A 17,997-nucleotide genomic window follows, 5' to 3' on the forward strand; every position below is an offset into this window, starting at 1 on the left:
TTCAGGAGGTCATGCGGTCCCAGAAGGCTTTGACGCCGTCCAGGAAGCCGCTTGAGCGCGGCGAATGGCGGGCACCGTGCTCGCCCTCGAAGGTGGACTCGAAGTCCTTGAGCAGCTCGCGCTGGCGGGCGGTCAGGTTCACCGGCGTTTCCACCACTACCCGGCACAGCAGGTCGCCGTGGGCATGGCTGCGGACGGACTTCACGCCCTTGCCGCGCAGCCGGAACTGTTTGCCGGTCTGGGTTTCCAGCGGCACCTTGATCAGGGCCTCGCCGTCGAGCGTAGGCACGACGATGTCGGCGCCCAGCGCCGCCTGCGAGAACCGCACCGGCACTTCGCAGTAGAGGTCGTTGCCGTCGCGCTGGAAGATCGGGTGCTCGAGCACGCTCACTTCGACGTAAAGGTCACCCGGCGGTCCGCCCGGCGGTCCGGCCTCGCCTTCGCCCGACAGGCGGATGCGGTCACCGTTGTCCACGCCGGCGGGAATCTTCACCTCCAGCACCTTGTCTTCCTGCACGCGGCCGTTGCCGTGGCAGGTCTTGCAGGGCTTGGCGATGGTCTGGCCGCGGCCGCCGCAGGTCGGGCAGGCCTGCTGAACGGCGAAAATGCCGCGCTGCATGCGCACCTGGCCGTGGCCTTGGCAGGTCCTGCACTTCTCGGCCTTGCCATCCTCGGCACCGCTCCCGTCGCAGGGGGCGCAGGCCACCAGGGACGGCACTTCGATCCGTTTCTCGACGCCGAATACGGCTTCCTCTAGATCCAGCTCGACCACGTAGCGCAGGTCGGCGCCGCGACGCGGCCCTCGCTGGCGCCCGCCGCCAAAAATGTCGCCGAAAATGTCGCCGAAAATGTCGTTGACGTCGCCAAAGCCGGGGCCACCGTTGCCGCCGCCCATGCCGTGCTCGAAAGCGCGGTGGCCGTGCTGGTCATACATGCGGCGCTTGCCGCCGTCGGACAGGACTTCGTAGGCCTCCTTGGCCTCCTTGAAGCTCGCCTCGGCCGCGGCGTCGCCGGGGTTGCGGTCCGGATGATGCTTCTGCGCGGCGCGACGGTAGGCCTTCTTCAGCTCGTCTTCGGTCGCGGTACGCGACACGCCAAGCACTTCGTAATAGTCACGCTTGCTCATCAATCAATCCCAATACCCGAGTACGCCGCTGCCCGTGTGACCGGCCCCTGGAGGGGCCGGCCGACACGGGCAGCCATTCCGACCGCGCGTCGGGCGCGGCCTGGAACAACCGATTACTTCTTCTCGTCGTCCTTGACCTCGGTGAACTCAGCATCCACGACGTCTTCGGCCTTGCCCGCCTCGGCCGGCTCCGCGCCGTCCTGGGGACCCTGGTTGGCGCCCGCAGCCGCCGCGTAGAGCGACTGCGCCGCCTGCTGCAGGGCCGTGGTCTTGGCTTCGATCTGGCCCTTGTCGTCGCCCTTCATGGCGGTCTCAAGCTCGGACAGGGCGGTCTCGATGCCGGCCAGCACGTCGCTGGCCACCCTCGAACCGTGCTCGGTAACCGCGGTACGGGTGGTGTGGATCAGGCCATCAGCGGCGTTGCGGGCAGTCACCAGCTCGTGGAACTTCTTGTCCTCTTCGCGGTGCTGCTCGGCGTCGCGGACCATCTGCGCGATCTCTTCCTCGCTCAGGCCCGAGCCGGCCTTGATCTCGACCTTCTGCTCCTTGCCGGTCTTCTTGTCCTTGGCCGACACGTGCAGGATGCCGTTGGCGTCGATGTCGAACGACACCTCGACCTGCGGCATGCCGCGCGGCGCGGAATCAATGCCCGAGAGGTCGAACTTGGCCAGCGACTTGTTGAAGCGGGCCTGTTCGCGCTCACCCTGCAGCACGTGCACCGTCACCGCGGACTGGTTGTCCTCGGCGGTGGAGAAGGTCTGCGAGGCCTTGGTCGGGATGGTGGTGTTCTTTTCGATGATCTTGGTCATCACGCCGCCCAGGGTCTCGATGCCCAGGCTCAGCGGGGTGACGTCGAGCAGCAGCACGTCCTTGACGGTACCGGCCAGCACGCCGCCCTGGATGGCAGCGCCGATGGCGACGGCTTCGTCCGGGTTCACGTCCTGGCGCGGTTCCTTGCCGAAGAACTCGGCCACCGCGGCCTTGACCTTGGGCATGCGGGTCTGGCCGCCGACCAGGATCACGTCGCCGATGTCGCTGGCGCGCAGGCCGGCGTCATTGAGCGCGACCCGGCACGGCTCGATCGTCTTCTTGATCAGCTCGTCCACCAGCGCCTCGAGCTTGGCGCGGGTGAGCTTGATGTTGAGGTGCTTGGGACCCGAGGCGTCGGCAGTGACGTAGGGCAGGTTCACTTCGGTCTGCTGGTTCGAGGACAGCTCGATCTTGGCGCGCTCGGCCGCGTCCTTCAGGCGCTGCAGGGCCAGCGGATCCTTGCGCAGGTCAATGCCCTGCTCCTTGTTGAACTCCTCGACCAGGTAATCGATGACGCGGGCGTCGAAGTCTTCGCCACCCAGGAAGGTGTCGCCGTTGGTGGCCAGCACTTCGAACTGCTTCTCGCCGTCGATCTCGGCGATCTCGATGATCGAGACGTCGAAGGTGCCGCCGCCGAGGTCATACACGGCCAGCTTGCGGTCGCCGCCCTTCTTGTCCATGCCGTAGGCCAACGCGGCCGCGGTGGGCTCGTTGATGATGCGCTTCACGTCCAGGCCGGCGATGCGGCCGGCGTCCTTGGTCGCCTGGCGCTGGCTGTCGTTGAAGTAGGCCGGCACGGTGATCACCGCCTCGGTGACGGTCTCGCCCAGGTAGGCCTCGGCCGTCTTCTTCATCTTCTCGAGGATGCGCGCGGAGATTTCCTGCGGCGACATCGCCTTGTCATCGCTGGTCTTGACCCAGGCGTCGCCGTTCTCGTGCGCGACGATGCCGTAGGGCACCAAGTCGAGGTCCTTCTTGACTTCGGCGTCGGTGAACTTGCGGCCGATCAGGCGCTTGACCGCGTAAAAGGTGTTCTTGGGATTGGTGACGGCCTGGCGCTTGGCCGAGGCGCCGACGATGACTTCGCCGTCCTTGGTGAAGGCCACGATCGAGGGCGTGGTGCGGTCGCCCTCGGAATTCTCGATGACCTTCGCCACGCCGCCTTCCATGACCGACACGCAGCTATTGGTGGTGCCCAGGTCGATGCCGATGATCTTGCCCATGAGGATGCTCCGTAGATATTGGTTTTTGCAGCGGCTTTCGGCCGCGGACGTTTCTAAAGTGGGGGTTCGTGCAGGCCCTTCAAGAGGCCGTCACGGATTCATTCAGCGGCCACGACCACCAGGGCCGGGCGCAGCAGGCGGTCGTTGAGGGCATAACCCTTCTGGAACACCTGCACGACGGTGCCTGGGGCGGTGCCGGGCGACGGAACCTGGCTGATGGCCTGGTGCCATTCCGGGTCGAAAGCCTGACCCAGCGGGTCGAGCTGGGCCAGGCCGTTGTCTTCGCCGACCTTGAGCAGCTGGCGCAGGGTCAGCTCCAGACCGTCTTTGAGCGGCCCGGTCTCGGCGCTGGTCGCGGTGAGACCGGCGTCCAGGCTGTCGAGCACGGGCAGCAGCTGCGAAAGCAGCTTCTCGTTGGCGAATCGGCGGGCCTGGTCGACGTCGCGGGCCAGCCGCTTGCGCTGGTTGTCGAGTTCGGCCCGCTCACGCAGCGCCTCCTCGCGAAGGCTGGCCATGGCGTTGCGAAGCTGCTCGAGCTCATTGTCGAGGCCGTAGTCATCTTCGGGCGTGTCGGCGCCCGGGATCGGGTTTTCGTTATTCATGGTTTTCCACTCGCTTCCCCGCGCGGCCCGCGGGCTCGCCCTGCCTTATGGGGCCGGGGTTTCCGGATTCAAGGCGGCCCCGAGCAGGTCCGCGGTGGCCTGCACCATCGGGATCACCCGCTCATAGGCCATCCGGGTCGGTCCGATGACGCCCAGCACGCCCAGCACGCGGCCGTTGCTGCCATAGGGCGCGGTGATCACGGTGCAGCCATCGAGCGGGGCCAGGCCGGTTTCCTCGCCGATGAACACCCGCACGCCCTGGGCATGGATGGTGCGTTCGAGCAGCTGCAGGATCTCGCGCTTGCGGCCGAAGGCCTCGAACAGCTCGCGCAGCCGGTCCATGTCTGACAGCTCCTGCAGGCCCATCAGGCGGGTCTGGCCGGACAGCAGCATGTCGTCCTGGCCGGTCTCGCCCAGCGCCTGCTCGGAAAGTTCGACCGCGGCGGACAGCAGCGTCTCCATCTCGCTGCGGGTGTCGCGCAGGTCGCGCAGCAGCGTGGCGCGGATTTCCTGCAGGCTGCGGCCGGCGAAGTGGGCGTTGAGGAAATTCGCGGTCTGCTCGAGCTCGGACGGCGTATAGGTCCGGCGCGGCGTGATGATCCGGTTCTGCACTTCGTTGTCGGTGAACACCAGGATCACCAGCACCCGCTGGCCGTCCAGCGGCACGAAATCGATATGCCGGAAGGCGAACTGGCCGCGCTGGGGCACCGTGACCACGCCGACGAACTGGCTCATCGCCGACAGCAGCTCGCTGGTGTTGGACAGCAGGGCCTGGGTGCCGGCGCCCGCGGCCAGGTTGGCCCGCATCTGGCTGAACTCGGCCTCCTGGACGGGCTTGACCTGCAGCAGGCTGTCCACGAACACGCGATAGCCCTGGGGCGTCGGGATGCGCCCGGCCGAGGCATGCGGCGCAGCCACCAGGCCGATTTCCTCGAGGTCGGCCATGATGTTACGGATCGTGGCGGGGCTGACGTCCAGGCCGGAACTGCGCGCCAGCGTGCGCGAACCCACGGGTTCCCCGTCGCGGATGTGCTGCGAGATCAGGGTGCGCAGCAGGCGGCGGGCGCGCGGGTCGAGGTTCAAGTCCATGTTCCATAGATAAGGCCGGGCGCCCGGTGGCGCAAGCAGCACGATTCCTACGGCTTCGCGGAGGGTCTGCTGCTGGACCTGCAGACAGGGGCAGCTAAACCTCGGTCGATTCAGGCAAAATCGCCCGGCCCATGATCAGTCATCTCACGCTTAAGGATTTTGCCGTCGTCAGCGCCGCCGAACTGGCCTTCGGACCCGGCATGACCGTGGTTTCGGGAGAGACCGGCGCCGGCAAGTCGCTGCTGGTGGACGCCCTGATGTGGCTCACCGGCGCGCGCGCCGACGCCGGCATCGTCCGGTTCGGGGCCGATCGCGCCGAACTGGCCGCCGAATTCCAGCTCCACGACGCCCCGGCCGCGCTGGACTGGCTGCGCGAGAACGAGCTCGACGAGGCCGACGGCTGCCAGCTGCGCCGCGTCATCCGTGCCGACGGCGGCTCCCGCGCCTGGATCAACGGCCGCCCGGCCACGCTGGGCCAGCTCTCGGAACTGGGCTCGCGCCTGGTCGAAATCCATGGCCAGCACGAGCACCAGGCCCTGCTCGACCGCGGCCAGCAGCTGGCCCTGCTCGACGCATTCGGCCAGCACGAAGCCAGGCTGGCCGAGGTCCGCCGGCTGGCGCTGCACTGGTCTACGCTCGATCGCGAACTGCTGGAATTGGCGCGGACCGGCGACGTCGGCGAGCGCGTGGCCTGGCTGCAGCACCAGGTCGAAGAACTGGCCAGCGAGAACCTCGACCTCGCCGACCTCGACGAACTGCAGGCCGCCCACCGGCGCCAGGCCAATGCCGCCGGCCTGCTGCAGGGCTGCGAATCCGCCCTGGCGCGGCTGGCGGGTGACGACGGGCTGTCCCTGGGCCGGGCCCTGCATCAGGTCGCGGCCGAGCTGGGCCGGCTGAGCGCCGACGAGCCGCGCCTGAGCGAGGTGCTGTCCCTGGTGGAGTCCGCCGGCATCCAGTTGGCCGAGGCTGGCGCCGGGCTCGAGCGCATCCGCGACGATTTCGACCTCGACCCGTCCAGGCTTCAGCAGCTCGAAGACCGCCTGTCGCGGCTGCATGAGCTGACCCGCAAACACCGTGTGTCGCTCGACGGCCTGGCCGCGCGCCGCGACGCGCTGCAGGCCGAGCTCGACGGGCTGGCCGGCGCCACTGAGCGCGGTGAGCGCCTGACCAGGGAACTGGGCGTCGCCGCAGCGGCCTGGCAGGCCGCCGCCGTCGACCTGGGCCGGGCACGCGAAGCCGCCGGCCAGCGCCTGGGCGACAGCGTCGCGGCGCTGATGTCGGAGCTGGGCATGGGCGGCGGCGTCTTCAGCGTGCGGCTGGAACCGCTCGACAGCCCCCGCCCGACCCCGCTCGGGGCCGAACGCTGCGAATTCATGGTGTCGGCCAATCCGGGCCAGCCACCGCGCGCCTTGCGCAAGGTCGCCTCGGGTGGCGAACTCGCCCGCATCAGCCTGGCCATCGAGGTCGCAGCCCTGGGCCTGGACGCCGTGCCGACCATGGTGTTCGACGAGGTCGATACCGGCATCGGCGGCGCGGTCGCGGAAGTGGTCGGCCAGAAGCTGCGCGCCCTGGGCGCCGAGCGCCAGGTCCTGTGCGTGACCCACCTGCCTCAGGTCGCGGCCCAGGGCCACCACCACTTCCAGGTCAGCAAGGCCGTGGCCGGCGACAGCACCCACAGCGCCGTGGTTCGCCTGGACGACAAGGCCCGTATCGAGGAGCTGGCCCGCATGCTGGGCGGCGTCGAGCTCACCAAGGAAGTCCGCGCCAATGCGCGGCAAATGCTGTCGCGGGCCCAGCAGGGCTGAGCCGGGCGTCTACACCGGCTGCCACGATTCGGTCCGGGACCGGCTTACTTTTTCTTCTTCGCCCGCACGTACAGCACCAGGGCATGCTCTTCGATCACATAGCCATGCTTGGCGGCGATCTCGTGCTGCAGGCGCTCGATTTCGGGGCTGGTGAACTCGATGATCTTGCCGGTGTCCACGTCGACCATGTGGTCGTGGTGCTGGCCGCGGTCGAGCTCGTAGACGGCCTGGCCGCCTTCGAAGTTGTGCTTGAGCACGAGTCCCGCCGCTTCGAACTGGGTCAGGACGCGATAGACAGTGGCCAGGCCGATGTCGTCACCGTTCTCGAGCAGCTGGCGGTAGATGTCTTCCGCGGTCAGGTGTCGGGGGCTGGTGGTCTCGAGCACGTCGAGGATGCGGATTCGGGGGTGCGTGACCTTGAGTCCGGCCTTGCGCAGGTCCGTCGATTCCATGGGATCTCCTGAATGCTGTCCGTCACTGTTTGCACTGCAGCCGGCTGGCGCCAGCGGGGCTTAGTGTATCATCGGCCGGTCACCGATCTGGATCAGCACGCAATGCGCAAGGCCCTGACGCTCCTCATCTTCACCCTGCTCTTCACGGGCTGTGGACTCATCTATCGCCAGCCGGTGTTCCAGGGCAACCTGCTTGAATCCAAGAACGTCGAACAGCTGCAGGCCGGCATGACCCGCCAGCAGGTGTTCAGCCTGCTCGGCTCGCCGCCGGTCGCCGACCCGTTCCACCAGGCGCGCTGGGACTACGTCGCCACCGAGCGTCGCCGTCGCGGCGACACCGAGATCAAGAACCTGACGCTTTGGTTCGATGGCGACGCCCTGACCCGCTGGGACGGCGAGTACTTCCCGGAGGCCGACGAGGCCCTTGCCATCGAAATGCGTCGCTTCGGCAACCTTGCCCGCGACAAGGACAAGCCGCGCCAGCCGCGCCCGCAGGGCAACTGAGCCGCGCACCGCGTCCGGGCCCACGGCCCGGAGGCATCAGGATTTACCGCCGCTCCTGGCGCGCTCGCGCCGCGCCTGCTTGGGATCGGCCAGCAGCGGCCGCAGCAGCTCCACCCGATCGCCGTCGTGCAGCCGGGAATTCGGCGTCGCGGTGCGGCCGTAAATCGCCAGCATCGAATCATCCCGGGTCCAACCCGGTACCTGCACCGCGACGGCAGCCAAGGCATCGGCCACCCGCGCGCCGGCCGGCAGCATGAGCTCGACCCGCCAGCAACGATCCGGCAAGGCGTAGACCACTTCCACGCGCAGCGGATCGGCCATGGTCAGGCCTTGTCGGCCTCGCGGCAGAAATCGTCCACCATCTTGTCCGCCAGCCCCTGGAATCCGATGGCCAGGGCCGTGCCGAGCACCGCGCCGGCGACATCGAAGTCCAGGCTCAGCGAAACCTTGCAGGCGTCCTCGGCCAGGCTGTGGAACTGCCAAAGCCCGGTGAACTTGCGGAACGGACCCTCCACCAGCTTCAGCTCGATCCGGTTCGGGGGTTCGAGCGCATTGCGGGTCGTGAAGCTGGTGCGCAGGCCGGCAACCGTGAGGTCGAGACGGGCCAGCATGTGCTCGTCGCTGGATTCCATCACGCGGGAGTCCACGCACCAGGAAAAGCGCTCGGGATAGCTCGCCACGTCGTTGACCAGGGTGTACATACGCAGGGCCGAGTGGCGGACCAGGGCGTGTCGGTGGATGCTCGTCATTGGGCCTCGGGTGCTCTGCCCTCCCCCAGCCGGCCCGCGATGGGCGACAATGCCCGCCAAGGAAGGAAAATGTCGAAGAACAACAGCGCCAAGAATACCGGAAGCGGCAAGGACAAGGCGGCCGCCACCAAGACGATCGCCCTGAACCGCAGCGCGCGCCACGATTTCCACCTCGAGGACCGCTACGAGGCGGGCATCGCGCTGCAGGGCTGGGAGCTCAAGTCCATCCGCGCGGGCCGCATGAACATGGGCGACGCCTACGCGCTGGTCAAGGGCGGCGAGATCTTCCTGTTCGGCTCGCAGATCACGCCGCTCAGCCAGGCCTCCACCCACGTGGTCGCCGACGACCGCCGCACCCGCAAGCTGCTCATGCACCGGCACGAGATCGACAAGCTGGTCGGCTACGTCGACCGCGAGGGCTACACCCTGATCCCGACCGCCGTGTACTGGAAGGGCAACAAGGTGAAGCTCGAGCTGGCCCTGGCCAAGGGCAAGCAGAACCACGACAAGCGCCAGGCCAGCAAGGACCGCGACTGGCAGCGCGACAAACAGCGCGTCATGCGCAAACACAACAAAGACGCCTGACCCCACAGCTCTGTGATCCCCTGGCCTCCTGTGGGAGGGACTTCAGTCCCGATGCGTTTCGGCGGAAAGTATCGGGACTGAAGTCCCTCCCACAGCAGGCCGGTAGCTCAACACGGGCTGAAGGATGGCCGTCGGGTCCTTGTGGCCGCAGCGCCCGGCCCCCATACTCACCGGGTCGGTTGTACTTGGTTCCACCAACGTTTCCGGGGGTGTCCTGGCTTCGACGGGGGTTGCAAAGTCGACTGGTGCATGCCGAGGGGGTAGCTTTCCTCGTTAATCCAGCTGCAAAACTTAGTTGCCAACGACGACAACTACGCTCTCGCCGCTTAAGGCGTAAGCCCCGAACCCACTTGTGCCCGTGCTCGTGGATGTAGGGTCATTATCACGGAACAGCTGCCGGCGGCGACCCGCCAACCGGTAGTGAACTTAGCGGGTGTGGACGACGGTGTGCCTCGCACGTTGTGTTGCCGTCGTACGAGAACTAACAACGCGCTAAGCATGTAGTACCGGAGATAGAGTGCTCTCGGACGGGGGTTCAACTCCCCCCACCTCCACCATTTGCAAGTGGTTGTTTCATCTGGGAAAAGTTGGCACGGGCTCCACCTTTGGGTATCACCCGAGGGATTACCCGTGCCAACTCCCTACCTTCTCCGACGCCCTTCTGGCTATTTCGTGCGCTTTGGCGTGCCCCGTGACCTGCGGACAGCCCTTGGCGCTCGATTTGTCGTGCGCTCTTTACGCACCCATGACCCTGTCCAAGCCCGACTCGTCGCGGCCATCCTCGGGGCCGGGCTATCATCAGCCTTCATGCAATTGCGTCGGGGCTTGCCCATGGATGACGACATCTTCAAGAAGGGCTTAAAGCACCTTCAACAGGGCACCGCCAAAGAATGGGTCTCGGGCAAGGTGTCCTTCCCAAACGGCCTGACACTGGAAGACGTTCAAATCACTGACGACGCTGACGAGCGTCGATTCAATCAGTTCGTCGCGTCGCAATTGGCAGGCTCTGCTACGGCCCCCACCCTTGTGGCCAGCCCTACCCCGCCCCCCTCTCCCGCGACGATGCTAGCCAGCCGCGCAGAGGCGTATTTGGTGGGGTTCGGGCAGTCGGGTCGAAGCGTTGGCAACAACCTAGACACCGAGCACACGCTCGACCTGTTCGTTGGCCTGATGAGCGACCGGCCCATGGCCAGTTTTACAAGCGACGATGTGCGCAGGTTCCTGGGCTACATGGAATGCTGGCCCAAGCATGCCACCAAGCGGCAGGGCCTGAACCGAAAGCGTGACAAGACACCCGCCGAGCGTGACCTTGAACGCGCGGCAAAACGGACACTGGCACCGGACATCCTGAAAACGGCGCCCAGCAAGCCGACAAAAGACACCTTGTCGATTCGGGCCGTCGATAAACATCGCGATAATTTGCGCAAGTTTTTCGTGTGGGCGGTTAAAGAGCGCCTCATCCAAACCAGCCCCATGGAAGCCATCAAGGGGCTTACCAAGCAAGTCTCAGACGCGCCGTCGAAGATGGATTTCACCGACGAAGACCTCGCCGTCATCTTTCAGCCCGCCCGATTCGCTAAACATATGGCCACCGACCCCTCCCGGTTCTGGGGCATGGCGCTGTGCCTGTATACCGGTGCACGCGTGGGGGAAATTGCCCAACTTCAAGTTGATGAGGTGGAACAAGTCAGCGGCGTTTGGGAGATTCACTTTCGACCGTGGCGCAAGGACCAGTCACACAAGAATCCGCAGGGGCTTCGCTTCCTTCCTTTGCACTCCGCACTGGTAGAGGCGGGATTCGTGGACTATGTGAAGGACATCAGAGCACTCAATCAGCAACACGCCAGCCAAGAAGCAAACATTAAACGGCGCCGTTCCAAACAACCCGCCGTTTTGCCCATCGAGAGGCTGATGCCCAACCTCCCCTACTCCAAGCGCGGGGGTTACGGAGACGGGCTGTCAGACCGCATCAACGGCTACTTGCGCAACCATTGTCAGATTACGGACACGCAGAAAACTTGCCATTCGTTCCGCCACACCTTCTCGACGCGGCTGGACAAAGCCAGCACAGAAACGTTGCGCATCGCGTCACTCACTGGCCATAAGCGCTCGGACATCCTGTCACGGGTCTACATCCAGCCCACCACGCTAGCGGATCGGGCCAGCGCCATCGAACGTCTGGACATGCCCGGAATCACCCTCGCGAAATACACACCGGGCCAGTTCAATGCTCTGCTGTTGAAACTGCTGAATCCGGCTAGCCCATCGCCCTAGGGTGAACACCCCAGGGCGCAGACCAGTTCATTTCTTTGGCGCTGCTGTCCGGGCCTGATTCAGTTCAAACAGCCGCCGAAGGATTTCCTCGTCGTCCATGGGCCACGCCCAGCCATAGGCAGCCGCGACGGCCGAATCAAGCGCTGCGTGTAGGTTTGAAAGCCACGGTTGACGGTCGTTGTAGAGCTTGGTCATGGTCCGCTTTTTAAGGTCGGCCTCATGGCCCGCGATGGGAACAATTCGATCCGGGTAGCCCGAAACAACCTCGGGAATCCGCTGCGTCCACTCGGGCGGATTCAGCCATCGGTCTCGGGCTTCAACCAGTGCCCGCGCTGCGCTGGCAATAGCCAACGCATGGGAATCGATGGCGTAGTCCGATGACAGTTTGTCAGGCGTGAGCCCGTCCGGGAACGGGAACGTCTCGAATGACGTTGTATGCGTATAACGAGGCCTATCCTCCAAGCTAGTCCCCTGCCTCAATGCCCAGACCTCATGGATTCGCGACTGCAATATTCCGAAAGTGGTGTCGTCGTCCTTCGCAACCACGACAAGCGCATCGCCGGGTGCGATTCCGCTGTGAACCCAAGCGCAAATATGATGCTTCGACACCCTTGGAATCGCGATGAATCGACTGACTTTGCGCAAAGCCGAAAACATTCCTGGGCGGGGCCACAGCAAACGCCACCACGGATAGTCGGCGTTACGCTTTGCGTGGGCGCGATGCAAACGAACGCTCGCAATTGCCGCGAACGGCGTTTCAAACATAGAAGCAGATAGTTCGTCACGATCTTCAAAGTTGATGATGAATCGATCGCTTTGCCGGCTGGTAATGTCGTCGGCAACCAGATACGGCTTGACTACATCAGACATGGGCTCGCCACGAACATTCGCAGGCTCGCGCAGAATCTTTCTGGCAATATCGCCATCCAAATTGAAAGTCGCTTCGGGCAACCCAAGCGCCTCTCGCCGCTTTCGCTGCAAGGACGCGGACGGAGTAACACCCTGAAAGGAAACTCCCGAGTTCTGAGGCATTTCCTTCGCCTTGGTCAAATCGGCATTCCCGACTACGCCGCCGCCCTCTGTAAGGTCCGTGAAGATTTCACTCACGTCCTTACCATCCAATCTTGCGCCTTGCGTCGAGCGGCCAAAGTACACCAGCGAAACATGAACCGCAGCACCTTCATTGATCCAGTTCTCGTCGCTCCAAGCCTCGAAAATTCGGCTATCGCGTGTGATGTGTTCCAACACCTCACGACTCCGCCCGCCTCGAATGCTGTTGGTGGCAACGAGCCCAACTCGCTGTGCACTCCCAAGCCTCACCGCATCGTTGGCCTTTTCGAACTGAATCGCCCCGCCTTCTCCGGAGGCCATTTCGTCTGAGTCACGCCGCCATGGCGTGACCCGTGTTGCCGGCGTAGTACGCCACTTCCGCTTCCGCCGGGGGTATGTTGCCGATCGGCCCCAGCAGTCGCTGGTTGTTATACCAGTCGACCCAGCTCAGGGTCTCCCATTCCACCTCGTCCCGACTGCGCCAGGAACGGCGCTTGGTGACCTCGGTCTTGAACAGGCCGATGACGCTCTCGGCCATCGCATTGTCGTAGCTGTCGCCCACGCTGCCGACGGACGGCTCGATGCCAGCCTCGGCCAGCCGCTCGCTGTAGCGAATGGAAAGATATTGGCTGCCCCTGTCGGAATGGTGGATCAGCGCCTTCTCCGCCGGCCGGCGCGCCCATACGGCTTGCTCCAATGCGTCCAGGACGAACTGGGTGTGCTGCGACGAGCTGGCCCGCCAGCCGACGATTCGCCGGGCGAACACGTCGATCACGAACGCCACGTACACGAAGCCCTGCCAGGTCGGCACGTAGGTGAAGTCGCTCACCCACAGCGCGTTCGGCCGGTCGGCCTTGAACTGCCGGTTCACCAGATCCAACGGCTTTTCCTCCACCTGATCCTGCCCGATCCACTTGCGCGGCTTGCCGCGCACCACGCCCTGCAAGCCGGTGCGTCGCATCAGCCGCTCCACCGTGCAGCGCGCCACCGGCACGCCTTCCCGGTGCAGTTGCCGCCACACCTTGCGCGCACCGTAGGCCTGGCGGTTCTCCTGCCAGACCCGCTGGATTTGCGGACACAGCGCCTCGTCTCGATGCCAGCGCGCCGGCTGGCGCACCGGCTCGGCGCCGCGGCGGGCGTGCTCGTAGTAAGTCGACGGGGCGATCGGCAGGACCTTGCAGATCGGCTCGACCCCGTAGGCATCGCGGTGTTCGTCGATGAACGCCTTTAGGGCTTGAATCGGCGGTCGAGCTCCGCCTGGGCAAAATACGCCGACGCCTTGCGCAGGATCTCGTTGGCTTGGCGTAGCTCGCGCACTTCGCGCTCCAGAGCCTTGATCCGCGACTGCTCGTCCGTGGTCATCCCGGACCGAAGCCCAGTGTCGCGTTCGACCCGCCGCACCCAGGTTCGCAGCGTCTCCGCCTTACAACCGATCTTCCCTGCCACCGACGTGATCGCCGCCCACTGGGAGCTGTGCTCGCCCTGGTGGTCCAGGACCATCCGCACCGCCCGCTCACGCACCTCCGGTGCGTACCTCGTTAACTTGTTCATGGCTCCATCCTCTCAAGGTTTGGAGCCTCCGGGAAAGGCGGGGCGATTCAAGGCCAGGAACAGAAAGTTTCCGCTACCGCACGCCGGATCAAGCACCGAGAATCCGCGTAGCCGTTCAAGAAACGCGGCGAGCAAACCCTTTGCTTCGTTGCTCGCCTTGGTCCTTGCTGATTTCTCACCCTTCGTCTTGGCTGTCGGACCAAAGATGTCGGCTTTCGCCATGAGCCCGGCGATGACTTCGCGCTCCGATGCCCATGCTTGCAACCACGGCAGAATAACGACCGGCCTGACAATCTTCATAATCGTGTCTGGGTCGGTGTAATGCGCTCCCAACTGACTACGTTTACTGGGGTCAAGTCCGCGCTCGAACAGCGTGCCGAAAATGCTAGGGTCAATGGCAGACCAATCGAGACGGCATGCACCAAGCAGTATCTTCAACTCGGGAACGGTGAGGGCAAGGGTCGAATCGTCATCGAACAGCCCACCGTTGAACCAATCGATATTCAGGAACGCAACATCGCCGCCTGATTTCATGGCTGCAAACAGTTCGCGGCTTCGCTTCTCGAACAGCGCAGAATCATTCTGCGATGCATCGACCATCTTCGTGAACACGCTCTCTGGCAACAGGCCGATATCTTCCGCGAACATGCAGAAAATAAGACGATTCAGAAAATGTGCAACCGGATGCGGGTCGGTGCCGCGCTCCCGCAAAGCCTGCGCCAGCGTTGTGAATTTCTGCGCTGCTTCCTGAGTGATTGCCGTGCGGGTCATCGTCGGCTTCAGTTTGTCAGGACTATTGAAGACCGCATCCAGAATTTGACGCGTATCGAAGTCGGCAAGGTCCTCGACGGTGAAGCGAATCTCTCGCTTCACGCTGTTGGTGAAGTTGGTGTGGACGATGATGGTTTGCAAGTCAGAGACCACCAGCAGGGGCGGGTTCTCCAAGGCGTCGGCATACATTTTCAGCTGCTCGTAAGCCTTCTCCAAACTCTTGTGCGTGCCCTTGGCTTCCCAACCAAAATGCCCTTTTTTCCAGACATCGGCCCACCCGTTTCCGCCACTGGCCTTGGTGGCGCCATATTCGTAGGTAAACCATGTGTGTTCTGGGTCGGCCTCCTTGGGTGTCGGATGCCCCACTAGCCTGCAAAGGTCTTCGAAGAAGGGTTGGGCATCTCGGCGTTCGTCGCCACCATTTCGCCATTTGGCAATGAAATCGTTGGGATTCACGGTTCGGCCTGTGTCCGGGTCTAGGACCTGATTATGCCCGTGCATACGCGCCAAAGCGCTGTCGTCCTGGCGCGAATCAGCGGACGCGTTGCGTCCGCGCTTTTCCCTGCCTTTCCCCTCCTGCGCTTTTGCTCTTGGAGGCGTCAGGGCGCCTTGCAGCGCACGCTTTTCCCGGGTGGATGGGCGGGGATGAGGGAAGAACATACCCCCCGCCTCCGGCCTGCAATCGACCGGCCTACTTGAAACCCCTAACCCTATAACCTGAAATCCTATTGCTGGGGCTGCTGGCCGCGTCAAGGGCGCTGCGGCCTTCGGCCTTGCTGGGGGGCGGCTGCGCCCCCCAGACCCCCGCAGCGCCGAGCGGTCCTCGTTCGCTACGCTCACTGCGAGCCGCTCCGCGCCTATGTCTTTCTGTGGCTGTGCCTACCAGTAAAACGCTAGGGCTTTTCTCGGGTAGGTGGCAGGGTGGCCCCTACCCGTTGTGGGTATGCGTGAGATTTCTCGCCTTTGATGTAATCTCCGGTTGATTCTGCGAGTGCGACCGCAAAATCTAGCCCCCTTCACAGCGCCGCCGCTGCTCTGGCCCGTGGGGGCGACGCTACTCCAGTAGCGCTTCTCTCTGGGTTGCCGCCCCCCTACATCCATTGCGGCGCGTGTGGGTGATTCTGATGCGGATCGTGTAGGGCGTAGTGGTGACATTCCCCGGACGCATGACATCGGCACGCAAGCATTTAGCCATGGCGGTGAAAGTAAGCGACATCAGCAAAATGTCAAGAGCACAAACTACTTCAAGCGACGGCCCCGTCGCGGTGTGGATGACACACTCTCAAACAGATGAGTTGGCTCTGTTGTTTGACTGGAAATATCAGTCGCCGCCATGACCTTGTCCGACTCCAACGTCTCGCTAGGCAATGCCCCGTGACGCTGGCGCTCAGCCAGCGCCCTCGACAGCCGCCGCTCTGCCGTCGCACGTTCTTTCTCGACCAATGAAAGCGCCACAAGGTCAGCCTCACGACTCGCTTCCGCACGCGCTCGCTGGGCTTTCTTCAACGCGGAATCGCGTCGAAACAGTCGGGCTGCCCAAGCCGCCCGTTCCCTTCGGTTGAATATCCACCAATTGCGCGGTTGTGGGTTTCGCTCGACAAATATCCGCCGCTCCATCTGTGCCGTCGCTTCATCTCTTTCAGCGCGTTCGCGTGCAGCAAATCGACGCGCCTCCTCTCCGGTCAGAGCGTCCAGTCTCTGTCGATACGAAAACACATCTCGATCAGCTGCTCGCCACGCAACCGCTTTGAGGCCGGGGTTGCTGGCCATTCCGTTTCGAAAAGCAACATCTGCATCGACGGGCTGGACCTCCTGTGGCCGCCCCCGGGGGGCGGCAGGGACCGTTTGGAGTGAGGGGGCGGACGTAGCCGCCTCCTTCGGCCAGTCGTCGTCACTGGGCGCCATCAGGCGCGCTTCGGCCCTCGCCAGCGCCTCAATGCCTGCCCACTCAACTGCCCTCGCCTTGTTTTCTTCCCGAATCTTGTCATTCGCAAGGACGGCTGCCAGGTCACGAGCTTCGTGAACAGTCGGCATCCGATTTAGGGCCATGGCCTGCGCGACGGTTCCGGTCGTCAAGACATCGAGCGCCTGCTCGGTCAATGGCCGATGGTCGATTCTCTCGACGCGCCCAGCCTCCGCAAGCGCTTTGTTGGCATGAAGGGCCCACGCTTCGCGCCAGCGATCACACATGGCGCGGTCATTCCATGCGCGTTCCTTGGGACCAAAGCCATCCAACATCAGCGGGCGCATGGTAAGCAAACAATGCGCATGAGGATTCTGGCCCTCCAAATGATGGAACGCCAAATCAGCCACCATGCCCAGCGCTACAAACTGCTCTTCCACAAACGCCCGGGCTGCCCGTTTCATGTCTTCCGGACGCAATTCAATCGGCAATGCGAACTCAACCTCGCGGGCCAATTGCGCGTCTTTGCGCTTTTCGAAGAGTTCGACGCGATTCCAGAGTTCTGTGCGCTCTTTTGTCCAGTCAGGCGCACCCAAGGGGGTGAGCAATTCAGCCCCGTCACAGCCACTTTTTCTCGAGTAGTCAAATTTTAGTCCGGTGCGTCGGTCTTCCACGACACAACCGGCGCGATACGCGGCTGCGGCTGTGGCGCTTCGCCCGTCATTTCGCCCAACTGTTTTCAGGTTCAAGTGATAGATGGCCATAATTTTTCCTTGTTTGCTTTTCTGCTCATGGCCGCCGGCAGGTCGCACACTTCGCGCAGCGATGTATAGGTGCGCACTTGCTAACGCTTGTGAACGCTTGGCCTCGCTTCGCTCGGCTGCATTTCAGTGAAGCAGAAAATCAAATTTTCTCAATGGCTCTTGCTTTTATTTTGATTCGCGTTAGAACCAGTTAACCGCAATCAAAAGGAACATCCATGGACCCGAACCAACTGCTCACTGAACTGTTGAAGGGCAATGCAAAGCCCTCGCCTTTCGTGGCGAAACTTCACTTCGACATCCTTACGCTCGCAGCAGAACATTGCCGTCGTCTGATCACAGACACGGCGAGTCCTGATGCGCTGATGGAGGTCGTCGCGCTGCTCGAAATGATTGAACATGCGCTTGCTTACTACACGCTCGAACTTATCCTCACGGACGAGCCTGATTTTGGGACGCGCCTACTTCAACGCCGGGCGCTTCGGAGGGAGGGCCCACAGAGCGCCGGGGGCGTAGCCCATGGGTAAGCCTCTACCAGACAAAATAGTCGCCACCGCGGAGCGGTTAGCACAGTTGAAGGCCCGCCAACGCTTGCAAGCGCAGGCAGAGAAGGCATGTAATGACCCAGTGATTTCCTGCTCAGGTGTAACCTTATCGAGGAGACACCTATGAGCGCGGTAATGGAAGAAGAGATCAAGCGTTGGACCGCCCGCCGGAAAGCGGCGCTGGTACTGGAAATCAT

The 17,997-nt window shown here is 63.6% G+C and carries 16 protein-coding genes, 1 other RNA gene, 2 pseudogenes and 1 other annotated feature; of the genes and pseudogenes, 8 read left to right on the top strand and 11 right to left on the bottom strand.

Going from position 1 to position 17,997, the window contains the following annotated elements:
* Window position 1: 1 nt before the first annotated feature.
* The 4 genes from dnaJ to hrcA all read right to left on the bottom strand — a co-directional run bounded on the left by dnaJ (window position 2) and on the right by hrcA (window position 4,850).
* Window positions 2–1,126, bottom strand: coding sequence for a molecular chaperone DnaJ (gene dnaJ / locus ACYVGY_RS11495; protein ID WP_460457631.1), 1,125 nt, complete (start codon window positions 1,124–1,126; stop codon window positions 2–4).
* Between the two features lie 113 nt (window positions 1,127–1,239).
* Window positions 1,240–3,159, bottom strand: coding sequence for a molecular chaperone DnaK (gene dnaK, locus ACYVGY_RS11500; protein WP_460457632.1), 1,920 nt, complete (start codon window positions 3,157–3,159; stop codon window positions 1,240–1,242).
* 98 nt (window positions 3,160–3,257) lie between these two features.
* Entirely contained in the window at window positions 3,258–3,761 is a 504-nt protein-coding gene (gene grpE, locus ACYVGY_RS11505) for a nucleotide exchange factor GrpE (protein WP_460457633.1), read from the bottom strand.
* Window positions 3,762–3,806: 45 nt separating this feature from the next.
* Entirely contained in the window at window positions 3,807–4,850 is a 1,044-nt protein-coding gene (gene hrcA, locus ACYVGY_RS11510; RefSeq protein ID WP_460457634.1) for a heat-inducible transcriptional repressor HrcA, read from the bottom strand.
* 131 nt (window positions 4,851–4,981) lie between these two features.
* On the opposite strand from hrcA, the gene recN reads away from it, so the two are divergent.
* Window positions 4,982–6,655, top strand: a complete 1,674-nt coding sequence (gene recN, locus ACYVGY_RS11515) for a DNA repair protein RecN (RefSeq protein WP_460457635.1) — start codon at window positions 4,982–4,984, stop codon at window positions 6,653–6,655.
* A gap of 44 nt (window positions 6,656–6,699) precedes the next feature.
* Here the strand turns inward: recN and fur are convergent, their stop codons facing one another.
* Window positions 6,700–7,107, bottom strand: a complete 408-nt coding sequence (gene fur / locus ACYVGY_RS11520) for a ferric iron uptake transcriptional regulator (protein ID WP_460457636.1) — start codon at window positions 7,105–7,107, stop codon at window positions 6,700–6,702.
* A 102-nt stretch (window positions 7,108–7,209) separates the two neighbouring features.
* Between fur and ACYVGY_RS11525 the strand changes: the two genes are divergently transcribed.
* Window positions 7,210–7,611 (top strand): outer membrane protein assembly factor BamE, encoded by a 402-nt coding sequence (locus ACYVGY_RS11525; protein WP_460457637.1) that lies wholly within the window; start codon window positions 7,210–7,212, stop codon window positions 7,609–7,611.
* Between the two features lie 36 nt (window positions 7,612–7,647).
* Here the strand turns inward: ACYVGY_RS11525 and ACYVGY_RS11530 are convergent, their stop codons facing one another.
* Both ACYVGY_RS11530 and ACYVGY_RS11535 read right to left on the bottom strand, forming a co-directional pair.
* Entirely contained in the window at window positions 7,648–7,920 is a 273-nt protein-coding gene (locus ACYVGY_RS11530; RefSeq protein ID WP_460457649.1) for an RnfH family protein, read from the bottom strand.
* A 14-nt stretch (window positions 7,921–7,934) separates the two neighbouring features.
* Window positions 7,935–8,360: a type II toxin-antitoxin system RatA family toxin gene (locus ACYVGY_RS11535; RefSeq protein WP_460457638.1), complete on the bottom strand. Its 426-nt coding sequence runs from the start codon at window positions 8,358–8,360 to the stop codon at window positions 7,935–7,937.
* A 69-nt stretch (window positions 8,361–8,429) separates the two neighbouring features.
* Between ACYVGY_RS11535 and smpB the strand changes: the two genes are divergently transcribed.
* The 4 genes and pseudogenes from smpB (at window position 8,430) to ACYVGY_RS11555 (ending at window position 11,219) form a co-directional block, all read left to right on the top strand.
* Window positions 8,430–8,945, top strand: a complete 516-nt coding sequence (smpB, locus tag ACYVGY_RS11540; protein ID WP_460457639.1) for an SsrA-binding protein SmpB — start codon at window positions 8,430–8,432, stop codon at window positions 8,943–8,945.
* 205 nt (window positions 8,946–9,150) lie between these two features.
* Window positions 9,151–9,502, top strand: a transfer-messenger RNA (tmRNA) gene (gene ssrA, locus ACYVGY_RS11545).
* 73 nt (window positions 9,503–9,575) lie between these two features.
* A pseudogene (locus ACYVGY_RS11550) lies at window positions 9,576–9,755 on the top strand (DUF6538 domain-containing protein); the annotation flags it as partial.
* Window positions 9,756–9,776: 21 nt separating this feature from the next.
* Window positions 9,777–11,219 carry a site-specific integrase gene (locus ACYVGY_RS11555; RefSeq protein ID WP_460457650.1) on the top strand — a complete coding sequence of 481 codons (1,443 nt, stop codon included), beginning with the start codon at window positions 9,777–9,779 and terminating at the stop codon, window positions 11,217–11,219.
* 27 nt (window positions 11,220–11,246) lie between these two features.
* Here the strand turns inward: ACYVGY_RS11555 and ACYVGY_RS11560 are convergent, their stop codons facing one another.
* The 4 genes from ACYVGY_RS11560 to mobQ form a co-directional block, all read right to left on the bottom strand.
* Window positions 11,247–12,467 carry a type IIL restriction-modification enzyme MmeI gene (locus ACYVGY_RS11560; protein ID WP_460457640.1) on the bottom strand — a complete coding sequence of 407 codons (1,221 nt, stop codon included), beginning with the start codon at window positions 12,465–12,467 and terminating at the stop codon, window positions 11,247–11,249.
* 133 nt (window positions 12,468–12,600) lie between these two features.
* Window positions 12,601–13,820, bottom strand: a protein-coding gene (locus tag ACYVGY_RS11565) for an IS3 family transposase (RefSeq protein ID WP_460457641.1) whose coding sequence is annotated in 2 segments (ribosomal slippage) — window positions 12,601–13,535 and window positions 13,535–13,820 — 1,221 coding nt in all. Because the reading frame shifts where the segments join, the coding sequence is not laid out codon by codon here.
* Window positions 13,426–13,542: a sequence feature (AL1L pseudoknot), on the bottom strand. Its footprint overlaps the gene before it by 117 nt.
* Window positions 13,821–13,832: 12 nt before the next feature.
* Window positions 13,833–15,251, bottom strand: a complete 1,419-nt coding sequence (locus tag ACYVGY_RS11570; protein WP_460457642.1) for a type IIL restriction-modification enzyme MmeI — start codon at window positions 15,249–15,251, stop codon at window positions 13,833–13,835.
* 579 nt (window positions 15,252–15,830) lie between these two features.
* On the bottom strand, window positions 15,831–17,258 hold the full coding sequence (mobQ, locus tag ACYVGY_RS11575; protein WP_460457643.1) for a MobQ family relaxase: 1,428 nt from the start codon (window positions 17,256–17,258) through the stop codon (window positions 15,831–15,833).
* Window positions 17,259–17,473: 215 nt separating this feature from the next.
* On the opposite strand from mobQ, the gene ACYVGY_RS11580 reads away from it, so the two are divergent.
* Window positions 17,474–17,782 carry a hypothetical protein gene (locus ACYVGY_RS11580; protein ID WP_460457644.1) on the top strand — a complete coding sequence of 103 codons (309 nt, stop codon included), beginning with the start codon at window positions 17,474–17,476 and terminating at the stop codon, window positions 17,780–17,782.
* Between the two features lie 141 nt (window positions 17,783–17,923).
* Window positions 17,924–17,997, top strand: a pseudogene (locus ACYVGY_RS11585) (DUF1153 domain-containing protein); the annotation flags it as partial.

The sequence above is a fragment of the Arenimonas alkanexedens genome (genome assembly GCF_054781355.1).